General features: G+C 56.6%; 16 protein-coding genes. 4 read left to right on the top strand and 12 right to left on the bottom strand.

From position 1 onward, the window contains the following. The first annotated feature begins 185 nt into the window (after positions 1 to 185). Entirely contained in the window at positions 186 to 1,049 is an 864-nt protein-coding gene (locus KGFNPO_RS17275; RefSeq protein WP_472632458.1) for a diguanylate cyclase domain-containing protein, read from the top strand. Positions 1,050 to 1,178: 129 nt separating this feature from the next. Continuing rightward, on the top strand, positions 1,179 to 1,691 hold the full coding sequence (locus KGFNPO_RS17270; protein WP_472632457.1) for a lipopolysaccharide assembly protein LapA domain-containing protein: 513 nt from the start codon (positions 1,179 to 1,181) through the stop codon (positions 1,689 to 1,691). A 384-nt stretch (positions 1,692 to 2,075) separates the two neighbouring features. Here the strand turns inward: KGFNPO_RS17270 and KGFNPO_RS17265 are convergent, their stop codons facing one another. From KGFNPO_RS17265 to KGFNPO_RS17225, 9 genes are all read right to left on the bottom strand, one after another. After that, positions 2,076 to 2,558, bottom strand: coding sequence for an SRPBCC family protein (locus KGFNPO_RS17265; RefSeq protein ID WP_472632456.1), 483 nt, complete (start codon positions 2,556 to 2,558; stop codon positions 2,076 to 2,078). A 173-nt stretch (positions 2,559 to 2,731) separates the two neighbouring features. Further along, positions 2,732 to 4,426, bottom strand: a complete 1,695-nt coding sequence (locus KGFNPO_RS17260) for a methyl-accepting chemotaxis protein (RefSeq protein ID WP_472632455.1) — start codon at positions 4,424 to 4,426, stop codon at positions 2,732 to 2,734. A gap of 65 nt (positions 4,427 to 4,491) precedes the next feature. Beyond that, positions 4,492 to 5,670 (bottom strand): acetate/propionate family kinase, encoded by a 1,179-nt coding sequence (locus KGFNPO_RS17255; protein WP_472632454.1) that lies wholly within the window; start codon positions 5,668 to 5,670, stop codon positions 4,492 to 4,494. A 13-nt stretch (positions 5,671 to 5,683) separates the two neighbouring features. Continuing rightward, positions 5,684 to 7,102 carry a bifunctional enoyl-CoA hydratase/phosphate acetyltransferase gene (locus KGFNPO_RS17250; protein ID WP_472632453.1) on the bottom strand — a complete coding sequence of 473 codons (1,419 nt, stop codon included), beginning with the start codon at positions 7,100 to 7,102 and terminating at the stop codon, positions 5,684 to 5,686. A gap of 40 nt (positions 7,103 to 7,142) precedes the next feature. Beyond that, complete coding sequence (gene fabI / locus KGFNPO_RS17245; RefSeq protein ID WP_472632452.1) at positions 7,143 to 7,922, bottom strand: enoyl-ACP reductase FabI; 780 nt, start codon at positions 7,920 to 7,922, stop codon at positions 7,143 to 7,145. Between the two features lie 203 nt (positions 7,923 to 8,125). Beyond that, positions 8,126 to 9,823, bottom strand: a complete 1,698-nt coding sequence (locus tag KGFNPO_RS17240) for a methyl-accepting chemotaxis protein (protein ID WP_472632451.1) — start codon at positions 9,821 to 9,823, stop codon at positions 8,126 to 8,128. 108 nt (positions 9,824 to 9,931) lie between these two features. Next, a complete protein-coding gene (locus tag KGFNPO_RS17235) occupies positions 9,932 to 10,456 on the bottom strand; it encodes a cache domain-containing protein (RefSeq protein WP_472632450.1) in 525 nt (174 codons plus the stop codon). 3 nt (positions 10,457 to 10,459) lie between these two features. Then, positions 10,460 to 12,121 carry a methyl-accepting chemotaxis protein gene (locus KGFNPO_RS17230; RefSeq protein ID WP_472632449.1) on the bottom strand — a complete coding sequence of 554 codons (1,662 nt, stop codon included), beginning with the start codon at positions 12,119 to 12,121 and terminating at the stop codon, positions 10,460 to 10,462. Between the two features lie 172 nt (positions 12,122 to 12,293). Then, positions 12,294 to 14,378, bottom strand: a complete 2,085-nt coding sequence (locus KGFNPO_RS17225; RefSeq protein ID WP_472632448.1) for a methyl-accepting chemotaxis protein — start codon at positions 14,376 to 14,378, stop codon at positions 12,294 to 12,296. A gap of 290 nt (positions 14,379 to 14,668) precedes the next feature. On the opposite strand from KGFNPO_RS17225, the gene KGFNPO_RS17220 reads away from it, so the two are divergent. Further along, the gene (locus tag KGFNPO_RS17220; RefSeq protein WP_472632447.1) at positions 14,669 to 16,723 is read left to right on the top strand and encodes a UvrD-helicase domain-containing protein; all 2,055 of its coding nucleotides are present in this window, start codon (positions 14,669 to 14,671) and stop codon (positions 16,721 to 16,723) included. Between the two features lie 58 nt (positions 16,724 to 16,781). Here KGFNPO_RS17220 and KGFNPO_RS17215 read toward each other — a convergent pair whose 3' ends face one another. The 3 genes from KGFNPO_RS17215 to KGFNPO_RS17205 form a co-directional block, all read right to left on the bottom strand. Further along, a complete protein-coding gene (locus KGFNPO_RS17215) occupies positions 16,782 to 17,294 on the bottom strand; it encodes a DUF1269 domain-containing protein (RefSeq protein ID WP_472632446.1) in 513 nt (170 codons plus the stop codon). 207 nt (positions 17,295 to 17,501) lie between these two features. Next, on the bottom strand, positions 17,502 to 17,687 hold the full coding sequence (locus KGFNPO_RS17210; protein ID WP_472634554.1) for a hypothetical protein: 186 nt from the start codon (positions 17,685 to 17,687) through the stop codon (positions 17,502 to 17,504). Between the two features lie 246 nt (positions 17,688 to 17,933). After that, on the bottom strand, positions 17,934 to 18,323 hold the full coding sequence (locus KGFNPO_RS17205) for a hypothetical protein (RefSeq protein WP_472632445.1): 390 nt from the start codon (positions 18,321 to 18,323) through the stop codon (positions 17,934 to 17,936). A 20-nt stretch (positions 18,324 to 18,343) separates the two neighbouring features. Here KGFNPO_RS17205 and KGFNPO_RS17200 point away from each other — a divergent pair, with 20 nt between their 5' ends. Next, entirely contained in the window at positions 18,344 to 18,499 is a 156-nt protein-coding gene (locus KGFNPO_RS17200; RefSeq protein ID WP_472632444.1) for a hypothetical protein, read from the top strand. The last annotated feature ends 3 nt before the right edge of the window (positions 18,500 to 18,502 follow it).

Here is an 18,502-nt window from a genome sequence, read left to right as displayed (position 1 = left end):
CTGTGGTGTCATCTGTTATAGGGAGATGCGCTGCGAGAATCTCGGTGGGATCGGCTGTTGCAACAGCCTGTCAGTTTTTGGATGTCGGTTATCGGGCCGGGCGGCTTTGAACAAGCCCGGCGGTGCAGCTAGCGTTGCCTGGTATTGCACAGCATCGGGCAAAAGGCTTATTGAGCGAGGGCAGCATGCTTGAGCAACGTGCAAAAGCGTTCGACTTCCTGTTCGATGCGGTGGTGGTGATCGATATGGACGGCAACGTGCTCGAATGGAATTCCGGTGCGGAAAGGCTGTACGGCTGGGCGCGTCAGGAAATCATCGGCAAGCCGGTCAGCACGCTGTATTTGCCGGAGGATATCGCCTGTTTTAAACAAGACATGATGGAAGCGGTGCTGTTGCAGGGCCACTGGGCGGGCGAGATCAGGATGCGGCGCAAGGATGGGCGGATCGGTTATACCGAATCGATATTGGTGCCGCTGGAGGATGCCAAGCGCAAGGTGATTGGCATCATCAGCATCAATCGGGATGTTACCGCGCGCATCGATTCCGAGCAGCGCCTGAAATACCTGGCCTTCAACGATGCGCTGACCGGAGTGGGCAATCGCGAGCTGGCGCTGGAACGGCTCAAGCATGCGATGCTGCAGGTGCCGCGGCGCGGTACCCATCTGGCGCTGATTTTTGTCGATCTGGATAAATTCAAACAAATCAACGATGTGTTCGGTCACGCCGCCGGCGATACGGTATTGCGCGAGGTGGCAAGCCGCCTGAAACAGACATTGCGCGCCGCCGATACCGTGGCCCGGCTCGGCGGCGATGAATTCCTGCTGATTGCGGAAGACCTGTGCGGCAGAGCGGAAGCGCAGGAAGCGATTGAGCGTATCGCGCAAGCGTTGTTGCAGCCGCATCTGATCAATGGCATGGATTTCATCGTCGACGCGAGTATCGGCCTGGCGCTGTTCCCCGACGATGCCGGCGATACCGAGGCCCTGCTGCGCTGTGCCGATGAAGCGATGTATCGGACCAAGCGGGCGCACCAGATGATCGGTCGCTAACACTGCGGCACTGCGGCGCACCAATAGCGGCAGTGACATTTTTCCATCAGTTGTTACAATATAATCAACCCAAAGTACGGCGGTGCATCTCTGCGCAACCGACGCCACTCACTTATCGATGGAGGTTTTATGCATTTACGAAATGTGTTGCTGCTGCTGGTGCTAGGCTGCGTAGCCCTGTTTGCGGCAGTCAACTGGAGTGCCATCATGGCGCCAACCACGTTGTCGTTCCTGTTTACCACCGTGCAGGCGCCGCTCGGCTTGATACTGCTGGCGGCAACCGCCTTGCTGGCGGTGCTGTTTCTGGCTTTCATCGTCACCATGCAAACCTCGGTGATCATGGAGACCCGGCGCTTGCACAAAGAGGTGGAAAGCCAGCGCAAACTGGCCGATCAGGCCGAGGCTTCGCGCTTTACCGGGTTGCACAACTATCTGGAAGTTGAACTGGGCAAGATGGCGCAACAAAATGCCAGCACTGCGGCAAGCGTGGAAGCCAAGTTGAGTCAGACCGAGCAAGAGCTGCGCACGACCATGGAGCAAACCGGCAATAGCATGGTGGCCACACTGGGCGAACTCGACGATCGCTTGCAGCGCAACAGCAATCAAAGCGTTCCAGCGCGTTCATTGGAACTTGGTAGTTGATAACTGGCGTCGCGCATTTGTCCGCAAAAATCACGAAAAAACTGCATGACGCAACTCTTTCGGCGGTCGTTTCCGAATGGCTGCCGAAGCGGGTAGGGCGGGTGCAACCCGCGCTTACTGCTATGGATAGCCCGCACCAAGAAACTTCCAAACCGAAGTGGTTTTTTGTAGGAGCGCACCCGGGCGCGAAAGCAGTTGCCAGACTGCAGCCGTTAATCGCGCCCGGGTGCGCTCCTACAACATCGTAGCATTCCGCTCTTAATTGCCTTGCCGGCTGAATAGTTACCCATTGTTTTTTAATATGACGAGTATGCATAAAAAAACATGTGTTACCGCATATAAAACAAGCGCTCTAAAATATACCGTATGTTGTATGTGCTATCGTCAAGAGACTGGTCCGGCCAGTTGGCCTTGTGCAGCCAGTTCCCGGATGATCTCGATGGTATCGGTGTCGGCGGCAAAGTAGGCTGAGCGGCGGTATTCGTTGTACATCTCATTGGCGGCATCGGTGGCGGCGTCATTGCCGTCGTCGTACTCGAAGCGCACCGACAATTCGCCCGGTTGCGCTTCCTCGATGTGCATGACGAGGCTGGACGCGGCAATCTCGCCCTGCGCCGGCACCGCGTAGTGCACTTGATGCAAGACATGAAAAGTGACGCGGTCGCGGATCACCAGGTCCCCGTAATGCAACTCGCGCAATACCGTGTTGTCGGTCGCCTCACCTAAATTGCACTGTTCCAGATGCGGCATGAACAGCTTGGGTGCTTCCGCCCGCAACACCAGGCCCAGCCATAATTGCTGGCGCGTCAATGGCGTGATGGACGGATTTTGCGGGTCATCGATGTCGATGCTGTGGCTAAATTTCATGAGAGTTTCTGGTAAAAGTCGGCGAGCCGGTGCGGCCGCAATAGCAGAATGGTAAAGCAGTCCCGGCATTTCAGCTTGGGATGGACGGATTGCGTGAATCTGATCGATCAAACGCAGTCACCCGCAGCCACCATTTACGGCAGCGGCTGCGCTTGAAACGGGGCAATTCGAATTTAGAACTCTTCCCAGTTTTCAGCCGACGCCGCAGTGCCATTTGCAATCATTTTTTGCTTCATTGGCGGCAGCGGACGCTTACTTGGGGCAAGGCGTTTGATCTGCGGTGAAAAATGATGGGCCTTGGCAGCCGGCACCCGCGCCTGCATGCTGTCGAGCCGGAATACGCTGACCACCTGCGCCAGATGGGCCGCCTGTTCCTGCAGGGCCTCGGACGCTGCCGCCGCTTGTTCCACCAGCGCGGCATTTTGCTGCGTGACTTCATCCATTTGCGCCACCGCCTGGTTGACTTGTTCGATGCCCTGGCTTTGCTCCTGGCTGGCGGAGGTGATTTCGTTCATGATGTCGGCCACTTTTTTGACGCTGGTGACGATCTCCTGCATGGTGGCGCCGGCTTGCCCTACCAGCGTGCTGCCGGCATTGACTTTCTGCGCCGAGTCGTCGATCAAGGCCTTGATTTCCTTCGCAGCAGAAGCCGAGCGCTGCGCCAGATTGCGCACTTCGGTGGCTACCACCGCAAAGCCGCGCCCCTGCTCGCCGGCGCGCGCCGCTTCGACCGCCGCATTCAGCGCCAGGATATTGGTCTGAAAAGCGATGCCGTCGATGACGCTGATGATGTCGGCGATTTTCCCTGCCGAGGCATTGATGTCATGCATGGTGTCAACCACTTGCGCTACTACCGCACCGCCTTTGACCGCAACTTCCGAGGCAGAAGCCGCCAGTTGATTGGCTTGGCGCGCATTGTCGGCATTTTGCTTGACGGTGCCGGTTAATTCTTCCATCGAGGCGGCGGTCTGTTCCAGCGTGCTGGCTTGTTCTTCGGTACGCGACGACAGATCGAAGTTGCCGGCCGCAATCTGGCCGGAGGCGGTGGCGATTGCATCGGTGCCGCTGCGTACTTGACCGACGGTTTTGACCAAGCTGGTGTTCATGTCTTGCATTGCTTGCATCAGTTGGCCGGTTTCATCGGTTGATTTGACGTCAATCGGGCTGGTCAGGTCGCCGGCGGCAACTGTCTGGGCAACCTTGAGCGCTTCACTCAGAGGATGCGTGATGCTGCGGGTCGTCAGAATACCTGCCAACACACTGAAGATGCCGGCACTTATCGCCAGCAGCATGATCCACAACTCTGCGCTCTCGGCTTGCTGAATCGATTGCTTGCCGGCTTGCGCCATCAGGCTGTCCTGGAATTGCAGGAATTTTTCAAGTTCTGCGGTGTATTTTATTTCCATCGGACGCACTTCAGCCAGTAAAAATGCTGCCGCTTCGTCTTTTTTGCCGCCGTTGACGAGATTGATAAAACTTGCTTTCAATGGCAGGTATTGCTGCCTGAACACGGTCAGTGTTTTTATGAACTCCCGGCTTTTTTCCAATATAACCATCTTGTCGAGATCGTCGAACGCAAGACCTGCAGCCTTGCCGCTGTCATCGACGCGGGCAAGCTCTTTGCTCACGTCTTCCGGGTTCGTCATGAGCAGCGCATTGCGCATGTAGCGTGCCTGGGCGTTAATCTCGCGGATGATCTGATTGGCCAATACCGTCATCGGATAACGGTCATTCGCGGTTAGTGTAATTTCATTTTTAAGGCTCTCAACCCGGCTAAAGCTGAGTATGGATAACACCAGCAATAACGCAATGACGCAGCCAAAAGAAAGAGCCAGCCGTTGGCCGATATTCAAGTTTTTAATATGCATTTCAATGTCCCTATTATGGTTTTTATATTAATGAAATTAATCAGGCAACGTATGTCGATGTGGCGTTAAATCAACCGCGCCGCCTCCTGTGCCGCCACGCGGCCTTCGTCCGTCGGCACTACCCACACCTGCACGCGGCTGTCCGGCTGGTGAATGGGCATCACCGCATTACCCGTGGCCTGCTGATTCAGTGCAGGGTCCACCGCCACCCCCAGCCAACCCAGGCGCTCGCACACCTGGGCTCGCAGCACGGCGTCATGCTCGCCGATGCCGCCGCTGAAGGCCAACACGTCCAACCCGCCCAGGCAAGCGATCAGCGCACCGGATTCGCGCACCACCCGATGGGTAAACAAGTCTATGGCCCGTTGCGCGGCAACACTGCCATCGATACGCAGCCGGCGCATGTCAGCCGAGATGCCAGAGACACCCAGCAAGCCGCTTTGTTTGTAAAGCAGGGTTTGCAGCCGATTATGGTCCCAACCCTGCTCCAGCAGGTACAGCAGCACGCCGGCATCCAAAGAGCCACTGCGAGTGCCCATCATCAGGCCGTCCAGCGCTGAAAAACCCATGGTCGTGGCGCAGCTGCGCCCCTCCCGGGCCGCGCACAGGCTCGCTCCATTGCCCAAGTGAGCCATCAGGACGCGGCCGCCTGCATGTGTGCTGCGTTGCAACAGCACAGCCATGATGTACTGGTACGACAGGCCATGAAAGCCGTAACGGCGCACGCCCTGTTCGGCCAGAGATTGCGGCAGGGCAAAGCTGTAATCCACCTCGGGCAGGGTTACATGGAAGGTGGTATCAAAGCACGCCACCTGCGGCGTAGCGGAAAACGCTTTTTGAAACGCCCGAATGCCCTGCAGGTTGTGCGGCTGGTGCAGCGGCGCCAGTGAATTGAGCCGGGCCAGTCTGACGAGCACCTCGTCGGTAACCAGCACACTGGCAGAAAAGTCCCGCCCTCCATGCACCACGCGATGGGCAATGGCTTCGATGGGGGGAATGCTGGGTTCGCCCGCTAGCAACTCGCCCAAACTACGCAGGGCTTGATCAAACGGATCTCCCGTGGTGGCGGGCAGTTGGCGGGTTTGCTGCTGCCCCCGAAAGGTCCAACCCAATACCGGTGCGCCACCGGGCTCCAGCCCCTGGATACTACCGGCGAGCACACTGGGCTGTACCTGCCCCCTCTGCCGCGGATGAATGGAAAATTTCAGCGTTGAAGAGCCCGCATTGACGGCAAGAATGGCCATGTCCCGCTCCTTATCAGTCTTGGCGCGCGTGGTCGCGGCGGGCGTCATGGGCCGCCAGTTGGGCCAGTAGCGCCGAAGCCACACGGGCCATGGGGCCGTCGGCACGACTGGTCAGGGCAATTGGCACCCGGGCGCCGAGCACCAAGCCGGAGCCGGTGGCTCCCGCCAGGTACTCCAGCTGTTTAGCCAGTATGTTGCCGGATTCCAGGTCGGGCACAACCAGGATGTCGGCATTCCCCGATACGGCTGATTTGATGTGCTTGACCTGCGCTGCGTGGGCCGAAATGGCGTTGTCAAAAGCCAGCGGACCATCGAGTATGCCGCCCGTGATCTGACCCCGGTCGGCCATCTTGCACAGCGCCGCGGCGTCCAGCGTGGACGGGATGTTGGGATTGACGGTTTCCACCGCCGACAGAATGGCGACTTTGGGAATTTTTACGCCCATGATGCGAGCAAAGTCGATGGCGTTCTGGATAATGTCGACCTTTTCCAGCAGGCTGGGGCGGATGTTGAGTGCGGCGTCGGTAACCAGCAGCGGCTTGCTGTACAACGGCACGTCGAAGCGGAACACATGCGACATGCGCCGTCCAGTGCGCAGTGCCGGGCGGGCCAGTACTGCGTGAATCAGCTCGTCGGTATGCAGACTGCCTTTCATCAGCACCTCCACTTCCCCGTTGGCGGCCATATCGGCGGCCTTTTCCGCGGCCGCATGGCTGTGCGGCACCGAGATAATTTCAGCGTCCGTCAGATCGATGCCAGCTTCTTTGGCAATGTGGCGGATGCGCGCCTCGGGACCGATCAGCACCGGCACTATCAGGCCGTAGCGGGCTGAATCCATGGCGCCGCTAAGCGACTCCACATCGCAGGGGTGCACCACAGCACAACGCACTGCCGGCATGCCAGTACTCAGCGCCAGCAGGTCTTTGAAACGGGCTTCAGGGTCAAACAGCTGGATGTGCGGCGCATTGACGCGCGGCAGGCGCACCTTTTTTGTGGGAGCCAGCACCCGGGCCATGCCGTGCAGCACGCGGTCGCCTTTCTGGTTGAGCACTTGACAATCCAGTTCGACATGCTTGTTGGCATCGTCCTTACTCACCACCGTGGCCGTCACGGTGAGCGTGTCACCGATGTGAACGGGTTTGGTGAAGTGCAACGCCTGCTCCAGATAAATGGTGCCGGGGCCGGGAAACTGCGTGCCCAACAAGGCCGAAATCAACGCACCGCCCCACATGCCGTGGGCAATCACCTCGTGGTACAGGGTAGCGTTGGCGTACTCGGCATTCAGATGGGCAGGGTTGGAATCGCCCGATACGGCTGCGAAGGCCTGGATGTCGGCCAGAGTTAGGGTGCGTAGCAAGCGGGCACTTTGGCCCAGAGTGATTTCGTCGTATGTGACGTTTTCAATCAAATCAGTGTTCAGGGTCAGAGGCATAATATTTTCTAATTGGCAGCATGGAGGGAATCGCGGGAAGTCAGGCTACTGCGTGGCAGCCTGCATCGACGTAAATAGTCTGCCCTGTCATGCCGGAAGAGGCATCGGAGCATAGGAAGACACAGAGCCGGGCAATTTCATCGAGCGTCACAAGACGGCCCAGCGGGGCCTTGCGAATGGCATTTTGCATGAGGTCGTCGAACTCGGGAATGCCCGAGGCGGCACGCGTCAGGATGGGACCGGGCGACACGGCATGCACCCGGATGCGCTGCGGCCCCAGCTCCATCGCCATGTAGCGCACCAGCGACTCCAGCGCCGCTTTCACCGGACCCATCAGTCCGTAGTGAGGGACCGCTTCGTCGGCACCGAGATAAGTCATGGTCAGCAGGCTGCCGCCTTCGGACATGTGCGGTGCGCAGAATTTTGCCAGCGTGGCAAACGAGTGGCACGACACCTCCATGGCCCGGGCAAAGCCGGTGCTGGTGCTGTCGATTACCTTGCAGTGCAAGTCCTCCAGTGGCGCCCAGGCAATCGAATGCACCACAAAGTCCAGTCGGCCCATCCGGGCTACAGCGTGCTCCACCAGCGCCTGCAGATCACCCGGCTGCTCGACGTTGCAGGGCATAAGATCGATACCGGCCGCAGTGGTCAGCGGTTCGATGAAAGGCCGGGCCTTTTCGTTCAGGCACGAAGCTACCACCTCGGCGCCCTGCTGGCGCGCCATCTGGGCGCAGCCCCAGCCGATGCTGTGCTCATTGGCAAGGCCCAGGATGAGGCCTTTTTTGCCGGCCAGGCTGAAGCAATGGGCGTCGTTGGTCATATGGGCATTTCACAAAAAATATCAGTGGGTATAGCCAAGGCAAGCAATCCGTTTGGCAGGGACATACTCTGGTAGCCCTTGCGCGGTCAAGTCTTGCCATTTTGTGCGTAAATGTCGGAACGTGCTTTGTAGAAGGTTGGGCTGATAAGACGTTAGCCCAACCTTCTACACACCGGTGCAATTGGAGTGTCAGGCGGCCGGGTTTAGAATTCTTCCCAGTCGCTATCCGACGTTGTTTTAGGATGTGCAATCACGTTTTGCTTGGCTGGCGCACCGGCCGGTCGGGCCGCAATCTGCTGCTTGACTGGCAACGCTGTGGCTTGCCGGATTGGCCTGGACTGAATCGTTGTCGACATCCCGGCGAGTTTGAATACGCTGACCACTTGCGCCAGTTGCGTGGCTTGTTCTTGCAGTGCCTCGGACGCTGCCGCGGCCTGTTCCACCAGCGCGGCATTTTGCTGCGTGACTTCATCCATTTGCGCCACCGCCTGGTTGACTTGCTCGATGCCCTCGCTTTGCTCCTGGCTGGCGGAGGTGATTTCATTCATGATGTCGGCCACTTTTTTGACGCTGGTGACGATCTCCTGCATGGTGGCGCCGGCTTGCCCTACCAGCGTGCTGCCGGCATTGACTTTCTGCGCCGAGTCGTCGATCAGGGCCTTGATTTCTTTCGCAGCGCTGGCTGAACGCTGCGCCAGATTGCGCACTTCGGTGGCTACCACCGCGAAACCGCGCCCCTGCTCGCCGGCGCGGGCCGCTTCGACCGCCGCATTCAGGGCCAGGATATTGGTCTGAAAAGCGATGCCGTCGATGACGCTGATGATGTCGGCGATTTTTCTGGCCGAGGCATTGATGTCATGCATGGTGTCGACCACTTGTGCGACTACTTCGCCGCCTTTGACCGCAACTTCCGAGGCCGATGCTGCCAGTTGATTGGCCTGGCGCGCATTGTCGGCGTTTTGCTTGACGGTGCCGGTTAGTTCTTCCATCGAAGCGGCGGTCTGTTCCAGTGTGCTGGCTTGTTCTTCGGTACGCGAAGATAAATCGAAGTTGCCGGCGGCAATCTGGCCGGAGGCGGTGGCGATCGCGTCGGTGCCGCTGCGTATCTGACCAACCGTGCTGGCCAGATGCTGGTTCATCTCCTGCAACGCCTGCATCAGCTTGCCGGTTTCATCCGTCGATTCTACGGTGATGGCCTCCGTCAGATCGCCGTCCGCTACGCGACGCGCGACCTGCACTGCCTTATCAAGCGGCTGCGTGATGCTGCGCGTAATAATCCATGCCAACCCACTACCGATAATCACTGCAATTGCCGAGCCCAAATACAACAAGTACATTAATCGCTGACTGGAAACTATTGCCTGGTCGCGCACCTCTTGTTCAGCCGCCCGCTGGAGGTCGACCAGCTTATTGATTTCAGCCAGCACTTGCCGATAACCTGGATCGATCCGGGTAGCGATGATACTTCCTACCCCTTCGCTATTGAAGGCGAGTGCCTGTGCGATCGCCTCAGTCGTCGGTGTTTCGAGTTCCTTATCGAGGCGCGCAATATCCTCAAAAATCTTTTTTTCTGTGTCGGTGACACCCATCGTTATGAGTGTGTCACGCGCTTCAGAAAACAGCATGCGATGCTGTTTGAGCTTTGCCTCCTCCTGATTCATCGCACTGACCTCTGACTGCAAGCCGATGCTGCGAATGGCGATCACGCCTTCAAGTTGCTCGCTCTTCATTTTTGTGGTCAGCATCAACTTGGCGTTGGCGGCCTCTAACCCTTCAAACAATTTTTTCCTGTTATTGGCACTACTCATATTGTCGGCCACAACCACCACGACCAGCAGCGCCAGAATGATGCCGAAACCAATTCTCAAGCGCACGCCAATGCGCAAATTATTCAAATTCATGATGCTATTTTCCTTGCTAGGCCCGAGCGGCAGCGGATTCAGTCAGTGTGTGCAGAAGCTGGCAACAGGATGCAGCCCGATAATAACGACCACATCCAATCGACCTGATTATTTGTAAATGCCAACACCGATCAGCACGTCGTCCACTTTTTCAACATAAGTGGACTTGCGCTCAACGGCTTTGGTGACACCGTTTGGCCATCGGTAATCGAACCAGCCCTTGCCTTTATTGGCAACGGCAATCAAGCCCTTGACGACATCTTTACCGTCAGCATCTTTAATTTCAAGAAGATTTTTGCCGATCAATTTATGGTTTGAGCCGTGTGCCCTGTTGATGCCTTGCATGTCGTAGACCATGATGTACAGGTCGCGGTCAACGAATTGGCCTTGCAGATTACTGAATTCAGCAAACGCTTTTTCCTTCCCGTTCGCCTTCACAAAAGCCACGCCTTTTTTAACCATGGCAACCGCTTCGTCAGCGGTTCCCTTGTCGGCAGCAACTGCTGCCCCATTGAAAGCCAGTACGCACAGGCCGATCACAATTCCATTGAATAGTTTTTTCATTTTTTTCATTCCCTTTAACAAACACATTAAAAAATCTTCACGCCGCTTCGGGCCGGCGTGCTCAATCATCGGTTATCGGATGCGTTGCGGTACCGTCTGTGCAATCTGCAATGTCTTGGACGTTTGATTTCGCGTCGCCAAAGAAGAAATATCTGGTGCAGAAGGCCTTATGATGGGCATTGTTTCGAGCTTGAACGCGCTGACTACGAGCGCCAGATCATCGGCCAAATCTTTCAAGGACGCCGTTGCCGCAGCCTCTTCCTCGACTAATGCGGCATTTTTCTGGGTTATTTGATCCATCTGCAGAATCGCCTCATTGACCTGCTCGATGCCATCGCTCTGTTCCTTACTTGCGGTGGTTATTTCACCCATGATGTTGGTTACGCGTCGGATGCTGGAGACGACTTCTGCCATCGTCTTGCCTGCCTGTTCCACCAGCTTGCTGCCGGCATCAACCTTGTCGACCGAGTCGTCGATTAATGTCTTGATCTCCTTGGCGGCGGAAGCCGAGCGTTGCGCCAGATTGCGTACTTCAGTTGCGACCACCGCGAAGCCGCGCCCCTGTTCGCCGGCGCGCGCGGCTTCGACCGCCGCATTCAGGGCCAGGATATTGGTCTGAAAAGCGATGCCATCGATGACGCTGATAATGTCGGCGATTTTTTTCGACGAGGTATCAATCGAACCCATCGTGTCGACCACTTGTGCGACTACTTCGCCGCCTTTCACCGCGACTTCCGACGCGGATTGCGCCAGCTGATTAGCCTGGCGTGCATTGTCGGCATTATGCTTGACCGTGGAGGTCAACTCTTCCATCGTGGACGCCGTTTCTTCCAGCGCGCTGGCCTGTGCTTCGGTGCGGCTGGATAGATCGAAATTGCCTGCCGCGATTTGCCCCGAGGCAGTAACAATCGTCTCGGTACCGCTACGCACCTGGCTGATGATGTTGGCCAGATTGTCGTGCATTGTCTTCATTGCATGCAGCACACTGGAATCATCTTTAGGTTGCGTGTTTATCGCAACTGCCAAGTTACCAGTGGCGATTTGATGTGCGATGGCGGCTATATATTCCGGTTCGCCGCCGAGCTGCTTTAGCAAGTTGCGCGTCAATATCCATGTACATCCTATTCCGCACAGCAGCGCAACCAAACTGAGCATCAGCAATGCAAATTTGCTGGTGCGATAGTCGGCTTCAATTTTGCTGCCGATTGCATTAATATTTTCGCGTTGATTTTCGAGTAATTCCTGCACCAGATTCTGGTACGTCTTTGCCGCCGGCATGAAGGTTTGCTCGATAATCCGGTTGGCTTCTTCTGCCTGGCCCTCTGCTTTTATCCTGAGGATCGTATCGCGCGCGGCGACATAGATTTTTCTTTGCTCGCCGATGGCATGGAACAGTGATTTTTCCTTGTCTGTCGTTAACAATGGCTCGACGCCTTTTTGCATCTCCGAAGCACCCTTGTTGGTAGCTGCGCTATCTTCGGCAAAGAACGCCACCAGTGACGGGTCGGAACTTTTTGCGATTGCTGCGGTGCGTCGTACCGCGCTATGAATATAGCGATACCAGTCGGCAGTCATGCGCTCCTTGGCCAGCGGCTGTTCCATCATCATGCGTGTTTCTTCGGCAACGATCTGTAGTCGCCACATCGCAACGCCGGTAGTCATAAACGACAAAACAAGAATAATTGCAAAACAGATCCCTAGTCGCGCCCCGATTTTAAGATTACTTATTTTCATGTTTTGTTTTCTAGTGAAATCAATTAGGCCGGTTCAGGCCGGTGTAAGGCTCTTTTTATCTGGTTGCACGAAGAGGGGAAAACAACCAAAGTGCAACGCATTTGTGCTCTGTAACATCCCACGCGCTCGCCAAGTTATGGAATTTTTTCGAGGGGGCGCTGGATTAGTCTGGTTAAAATTCCTTCCATCCTTCAGACGACGCCGTTGCGTCATGGGGGATTGTTTTTTGCTTTTTTGGCGCACTGGCAATCTTGCTGACTACGGAATGTTTAGCGGGTGGCGAAAAATGGGGCAGGGATGTCGACTCCAGTGTCGACATCCCGGCGAGTTTGAAGACGCTGACCACTTGCGCCAGTTGCGTCGCCTGTTCCTGCAGGGCTTCGGACGCTGCCGCGGCCTGTTCCACCAGCGCGGCATTTTGCTGCGTGACTTCATCCATTTGCGCCACCGCCTGGTTGACTTGCTCGATGCCCTCGCTTTGCTCCTGGCTGGCGGAGGTGATTTCATTCATGATGTCGGCCACTTTTTTGACGCTGGTGACGATCTCCTGCATGGTGGCGCCGGCTTGCCCTACCAGCGTGCTGCCGGCATTGACTTTCTGCGCCGAGTCGTCGATCAAGGCCTTGATTTCCTTCGCAGCAGAAGCCGAGCGCTGCGCCAGATTGCGCACTTCGGTGGCTACCACCGCAAAGCCGCGCCCCTGCTCGCCGGCGCGCGCCGCTTCGACCGCCGCATTCAGCGCCAGGATATTGGTCTGAAAAGCGATGCCGTCGATGACGCTGATGATGTCGGCGATTTTCCCTGCCGAGGCATTGATGTCATGCATGGTGTCAACCACTTGCGCTACTACCGCACCGCCTTTGACCGCAACTTCCGAGGCAGAAGCCGCCAGTTGATTGGCTTGGCGCGCATTGTCGGCATTTTGCTTGACGGTGCCGGTTAATTCTTCCATCGAGGCGGCGGTCTGTTCCAGCGTGCTGGCTTGTTCTTCGGTACGCGACGACAGATCGAAGTTGCCGGCCGCAATCTGGCCGGAGGCGGTGGCGATCGCGTCGGTGCCGCTGCGCACGTTGCCAACGATGACCCCCAGATGGTCGCGCATGGATCGCATCGCAAACAGCAGGCTGGACTGGTCGCCCGGCTTGAGTTCGATGGTGGCAGAAAGGTCGCCGTCAGCGATTTTTTCCACAATCGAGGCGGCATATGCCGGCTCGCCGCCGAGTTGACGCAGCAGGCCGCGAGTGATGAGGAAATTGATGAAGGCCGCCAGCAGGCTGAACAATGCAATAGCGCCGCTGAGCAAATAGCTGGTGGTGGTCAGCTGCGCGGCGCGGGCTACGAGGATGGCTTCCAGTTCCACCAGTGCGACTTCATTGAGTTTGAACTGGGTGTCAATGGCAGTAGTGAACTGGTTAAAGTAGTCGGGGGCGGAAAACTGCAGTTGTTCCGCTTTGACGATTTCGTTTTGCGCCAGCTTGATTGCCTGGTTGGCGGTGGCAAGCGCGGCCTGGCCGGGTGCAGCCAATTTGTCCTTGAGTTGCGGGCTGCGCGAGACTGCGCTTTCGAGTGAATCGTTCAAGCCCTGGTAACGCTCATTGGCCTTGTCGATCAATGCGATTATTTTCATGCGGTCTTCCACTGCGGCGCTGTGCGCAGCCAGCAAGGCGGCGCCTACGGCGCGTGTCTGGCCAAATATTTCGGCCAGCATCGGCGCTTGCCCCAGCGCGGCATCGATCAGGTAATAACTCTGCGCTTCAGGATCAAAGCTCAGTCCGTAATATTCCATCAACAGCGCTTTGATCCTGAACAACTGCGCAATCATCGCGGTATGCGCAGTGAAGCTGTCCGGTGCTGAAATCGCGCCTTGCGCGACCTTGCCTTTGAGTGCATTCCAGGCGTTGCTGGTTTGCAACCAGGCGCTGGTGATCGCTGGGTCTTTGATATTTTTTTGCAGTTCGGCATCAAACGCGGCGAAAGCGCGATCGGTTTCTTCCATCTTGCCAGCCCGCTTCGGCTGGGCCGTGGTATTGCCGTTCAGAACCATTGCCGACAGTCCGCGATGCTGCTGCGCCATTTGCATTGTCTTGAGAACCAGGCGCACCGGGGCCAAGCCCTGGATTTCCAGCCGGGCTGCGCTGATGACTTTGCCGGCTTCATTGATATACATAATGAATGGCGCAGCCACCAGAATCACGCCGAATAGAGCCAGAATGGCAAATTTTTGCCATAGTCGGAGTCGGTTTAATAGCGCATTCATAATGTTATGGCTCCTTTTGTGTGTTGTTGATTACGCAATGGCAGTCTTGGCCAGGGCGATGGATTAAGGTTGTCATGAAGTACATTGACTACCTGTTCCGGGCTCTTGCATGCAAGTCGCATCATGTTGCATGACAAAATGTTTCTTTGCGACTATATCCTGTAAAGGAACCAAATAAATTACTTTATATCAATCAAATAAAGCAAGAAAGCGCTAGAAAGGCTAGCCGTTGCCGGCTTCAGCGCGCTGCTACAATGTCTGGCCTCGTCGTCTTTTTGTCTGCCTTCCCGATGTCTCATGGTTTAACGCATGGTTTAAATGCACCGCAACGCGATGCGGTCCATTACATGGACGGTCCCTGTCTGGTGCTGGCCGGTGCCGGCTCTGGCAAGACTCGCGTGATCACACAAAAGATCGCGCATTTGATCGAAGATTGTGGTTACGAAGCTAAAAACGTCGCCGCGCTGACTTTCACCAACAAGGCGGCGCTGGAAATGCAGGAGCGCATCGCCAAACTGCTGAAGGAGCCGCGCCAGGCCAAGCAGTTGACGGTTTCGACTTTCCATTCGCTGGGCGTAAAAATTTTGCGGCAGGAAGCCAAGTCGCTCGGGCTGAAAGACCGTTTCTCGATCATGGATAGCGACGACTGCTTCTCGCTGGTGCAGGATCTGGCGATCACCACCGACAAGCAGCTGATCCGCCGCATCCAGAGCGCGATGTCGTTATGGAAAAACAGCCTGATCGACCCCGACACTGCGCTGCAGCAAGCGGTAGACGAAGACGAAGCGCAAGCCGCGCGCATCTACCGCAATTATGTGGCCACACTGTCGGCCTATCAGGCGGTCGATTTCGACGACCTGATCCGCTTGCCGGTCGAACTGTTTCGCACTGACGAGACGGTGCGCGACAAATGGCAGCGCCGCCTGCGCTACCTGCTGGTGGACGAATACCAGGACACCAATACCTGTCAGTACGAACTGGTCAAGCTACTGGTGTCAGGGCCCGGCAAGAAGCCGCTGTTTACGGCGGTGGGCGACGACGATCAGGCGATTTACGCCTGGCGCGGCGCTACGGTAGAAAACCTGAAAACCCTGCAAGTCGATTTCCCTGATCTGAAGATCATCAAGCTGGAACAGAATTACCGTTCCACCACCCGTATCCTGCAAGCAGCCAACGCGGTGATTTCCAATAATCCGAAACTGTTCGAGAAAGAACTCTGGTCCGAGCACGGCCTGGGCGAGCCGATCACGGTGCTCGGCATGCAAGACAACGAGCAGGAAGCCGAGCAAATCGCCATCATGTTGTCGGCCCATCGTTTCGAACGCCGCACCCAGTATTCCGATTACGCGATCCTGTACCGCGGCAATCACCAGGCGCGGGTGATCGAGCAGGCGCTGCGCAAGGAGCGCATTCCGTACACGATTTCGGGCGGTCAGAGTTTTTTCGACAAGGCTGAAATCAAGGATATCGTCAGTTATCTGCGCCTGGTCGCCAACCAGGACGATGATCCGGCTTTCATCCGCGCGGTCACCACGCCCAAGCGCGGCGTCGGCCAATCGACGCTGGAAACGCTCGGCAAGGTCGCCGGCCAGTGGCAATGTTCATTGTTTGAAGCGGTTTTCAAAGGCGGCATCGAGGCGCAACTGGCCGACCGCCAATTGCACCCACTGCGGCAATTTTGCACTTTCATCAACCAGCTCGAAATGCACGCGCACCGGGAAGGGCACGCCGCCGAACTGCTGGACGACATGATGAAAGAGATCAATTACGAAGCCTATCTGTACGACAGCTTCGACGACCGCCAGGCCCAGAGCAAATGGCAAAACACGCTCGACTTCACCACCTGGCTGAAAGAAAAAGGCAGCGGCGGCAAGGACGGCAACGCTGCCGAAAAAAGCTTGCTCGATCTGACCCAGATGGTGGCGCTGATGACGATGCTCGAAGGTCGTGACGAAGAACCCGACGCGGTGCGGATGTCGACGCTGCACGCCTCCAAAGGGCTGGAGTTTCCGCACGTATTTCTGGTCGGCGTGGAAGAAGGCATCCTGCCCCACAAAGGCAATGGTGCCGAGGGCGAAGTTCCGATAGAAATCCTCGGCGCCCGCATCGAGGAAGAGCGGCGTCTGATGTACGTCGGCATCACCCGCGCCCAGCGCACCCTGCATGTCAGCTGGTGCAAGAAGCGCATGCGCGCGCGCGAAAGCGTGCACTGCGACATCTCGCGTTTCATCAAGGAAATGAAGCTCGATGAAGGCGATGCGGTACCGACCGAAGCAGAAATTATTACGCCACAGAACCGGCTGGCGAATTTGAAAGCATTACTGGCCAAGCCCAGAGCAGGGTAATGGACCGGTTGGACAGATCGCACCCTTCCTGGCTGCGCAATGGCAAGGCCGGATGCGGTTACGGGAATACCGGCGTATGCGGTTCCTCGCCGCCGAAACGTATTTCAGGATGACGCTTAGCGATTATTTCCTCGATTTCCGGCACGCGCCGATGGGGCAGGTCGACGATCAGCAGCACCTGGCCGCGTTCGATGTCTTCCTGGTACGCTTTCAGGCGCGAATTCGGGATTGCAGCTGCTACCATGCCCGACACCCAGGCACCGAACAAGGCGCCACCGATAGCGGCACCCAGAATCGTCATGGTCGGCAGAGGCAAGCCTTCCAGCGGGAATAAGGTCAACAGAATACCGATGCCAAGGCCGGTAAAGGTGCCGACCACCGCGCCCAGTTCCATACCGTGAACCACATCGGTTTTATGCAGGAAGCCGGCTTCCGGCATGTCCGGCAGCAAGGTGCCGTCCTTGGCCCAGAAACGGATGTGTTTTTCCTCGACCCGGGCCAGCAATAATTCGTCCAGCATGGCCCGGGCGGCAGGTACGTCGGGTAGCGTGTAATAGAGTCGGCGCAGCATGATTTTCTCCTTCCGAGACTGGATCGCTATTGTATTTATAGCAAAGATCGAGCCATCCTACAAAGGAAATAATCGCCTGCCATGCATTATTTATTATGATGGAGTATGGCAATAAACACCATGTTTGCCGCAATACAACAGTGCGTCAAAAATTTATACTGTAGATCAGTATAAATACGGTATCCAGATCGTCAAGCGGCTCGCGGCCTAGCCGGAAAATTCCCAATCCGCGCTATTTTGCAGATGGCTTTCTTTGGCATCTTCGATCATTCTGCGATGCGCGATGCGTTTGCGCATCAGCTTGGTGTGCTGCTCTGCAGTCATCGGCGGTGCAGTCATCAATTCCTTCAATTGCGCGGTGCTGGTGTAATTATTTTTAATGATACGGTCCACAGCAATACCCTCCGTCTTCAACAATAAATCTGAACCCTCAGCATCAATTCGGTGGCATGTGCCGAACCATGAAATGTCGTTACTGCGCTGCAAAAGACTTTTTTAATAAGCCTATTCCTGCCCCGACAAGCTCGCAACGTTGCAACGAATCAATCGTTTGATACTAGCATAGCCATATCGTGCGGGTCGCTTATGCGGTATGGGGGCAGCATGCAATCCTGATCTGTATCAGACTATGTGCTGAACTTAAAAAAGCTGGGCCTGGATTGGAATCGGGCGTGCTTCCCACTGTGCCAGATAGCCTGAGAAAGGTAGGGCATGGCGCTGCTGGCACCAGCCTTTGAGTTGTGCAAAGGACGCATAACCTTCTTCCAGCGCGAAGGTTTCCGCTTCTGCGGCCGACAGGTCGCGCCCATCGACCGCCATCAGCTCGCCCCACAGCAATACCGGCTGGACTGCGCAGATGCGGCCTTGCGCGATCAGCACCCGGTCCTTCTTGCCGCTGCCACAATACAGCTGCACCCGGGCGCCGATTGACGGCGGCAGACCGCTGGCGGGCAGCGCCGCGACGATCCGGTTCTTGCGCCCGCTGATGATTTCGGGCGCCAGTGCGGCAGGGAAATAGTAATCAAGCATCAATACTCCAGGGAACAGACATGGCATTGCAAACAGCCGCAGCCGAATATGCGGCATTTTGGCGCTGGAAGCAATCCATGGTTCCGTTTGATCACGTTCGCGTCATGTCCATGCGGCTGCAGCGCAGGCCAAGTACAGGCCAAGTGCATGCCAGTATAATTGCGCCCATCGATTAATTT

The sequence above is a fragment of the Gelidimonas diazotrophica genome, from assembly GCF_055694025.1.
The sequence above is the reverse complement of the archived record's forward strand: the minus strand, read 5'-3'. Positions and strand labels throughout refer to the sequence as shown.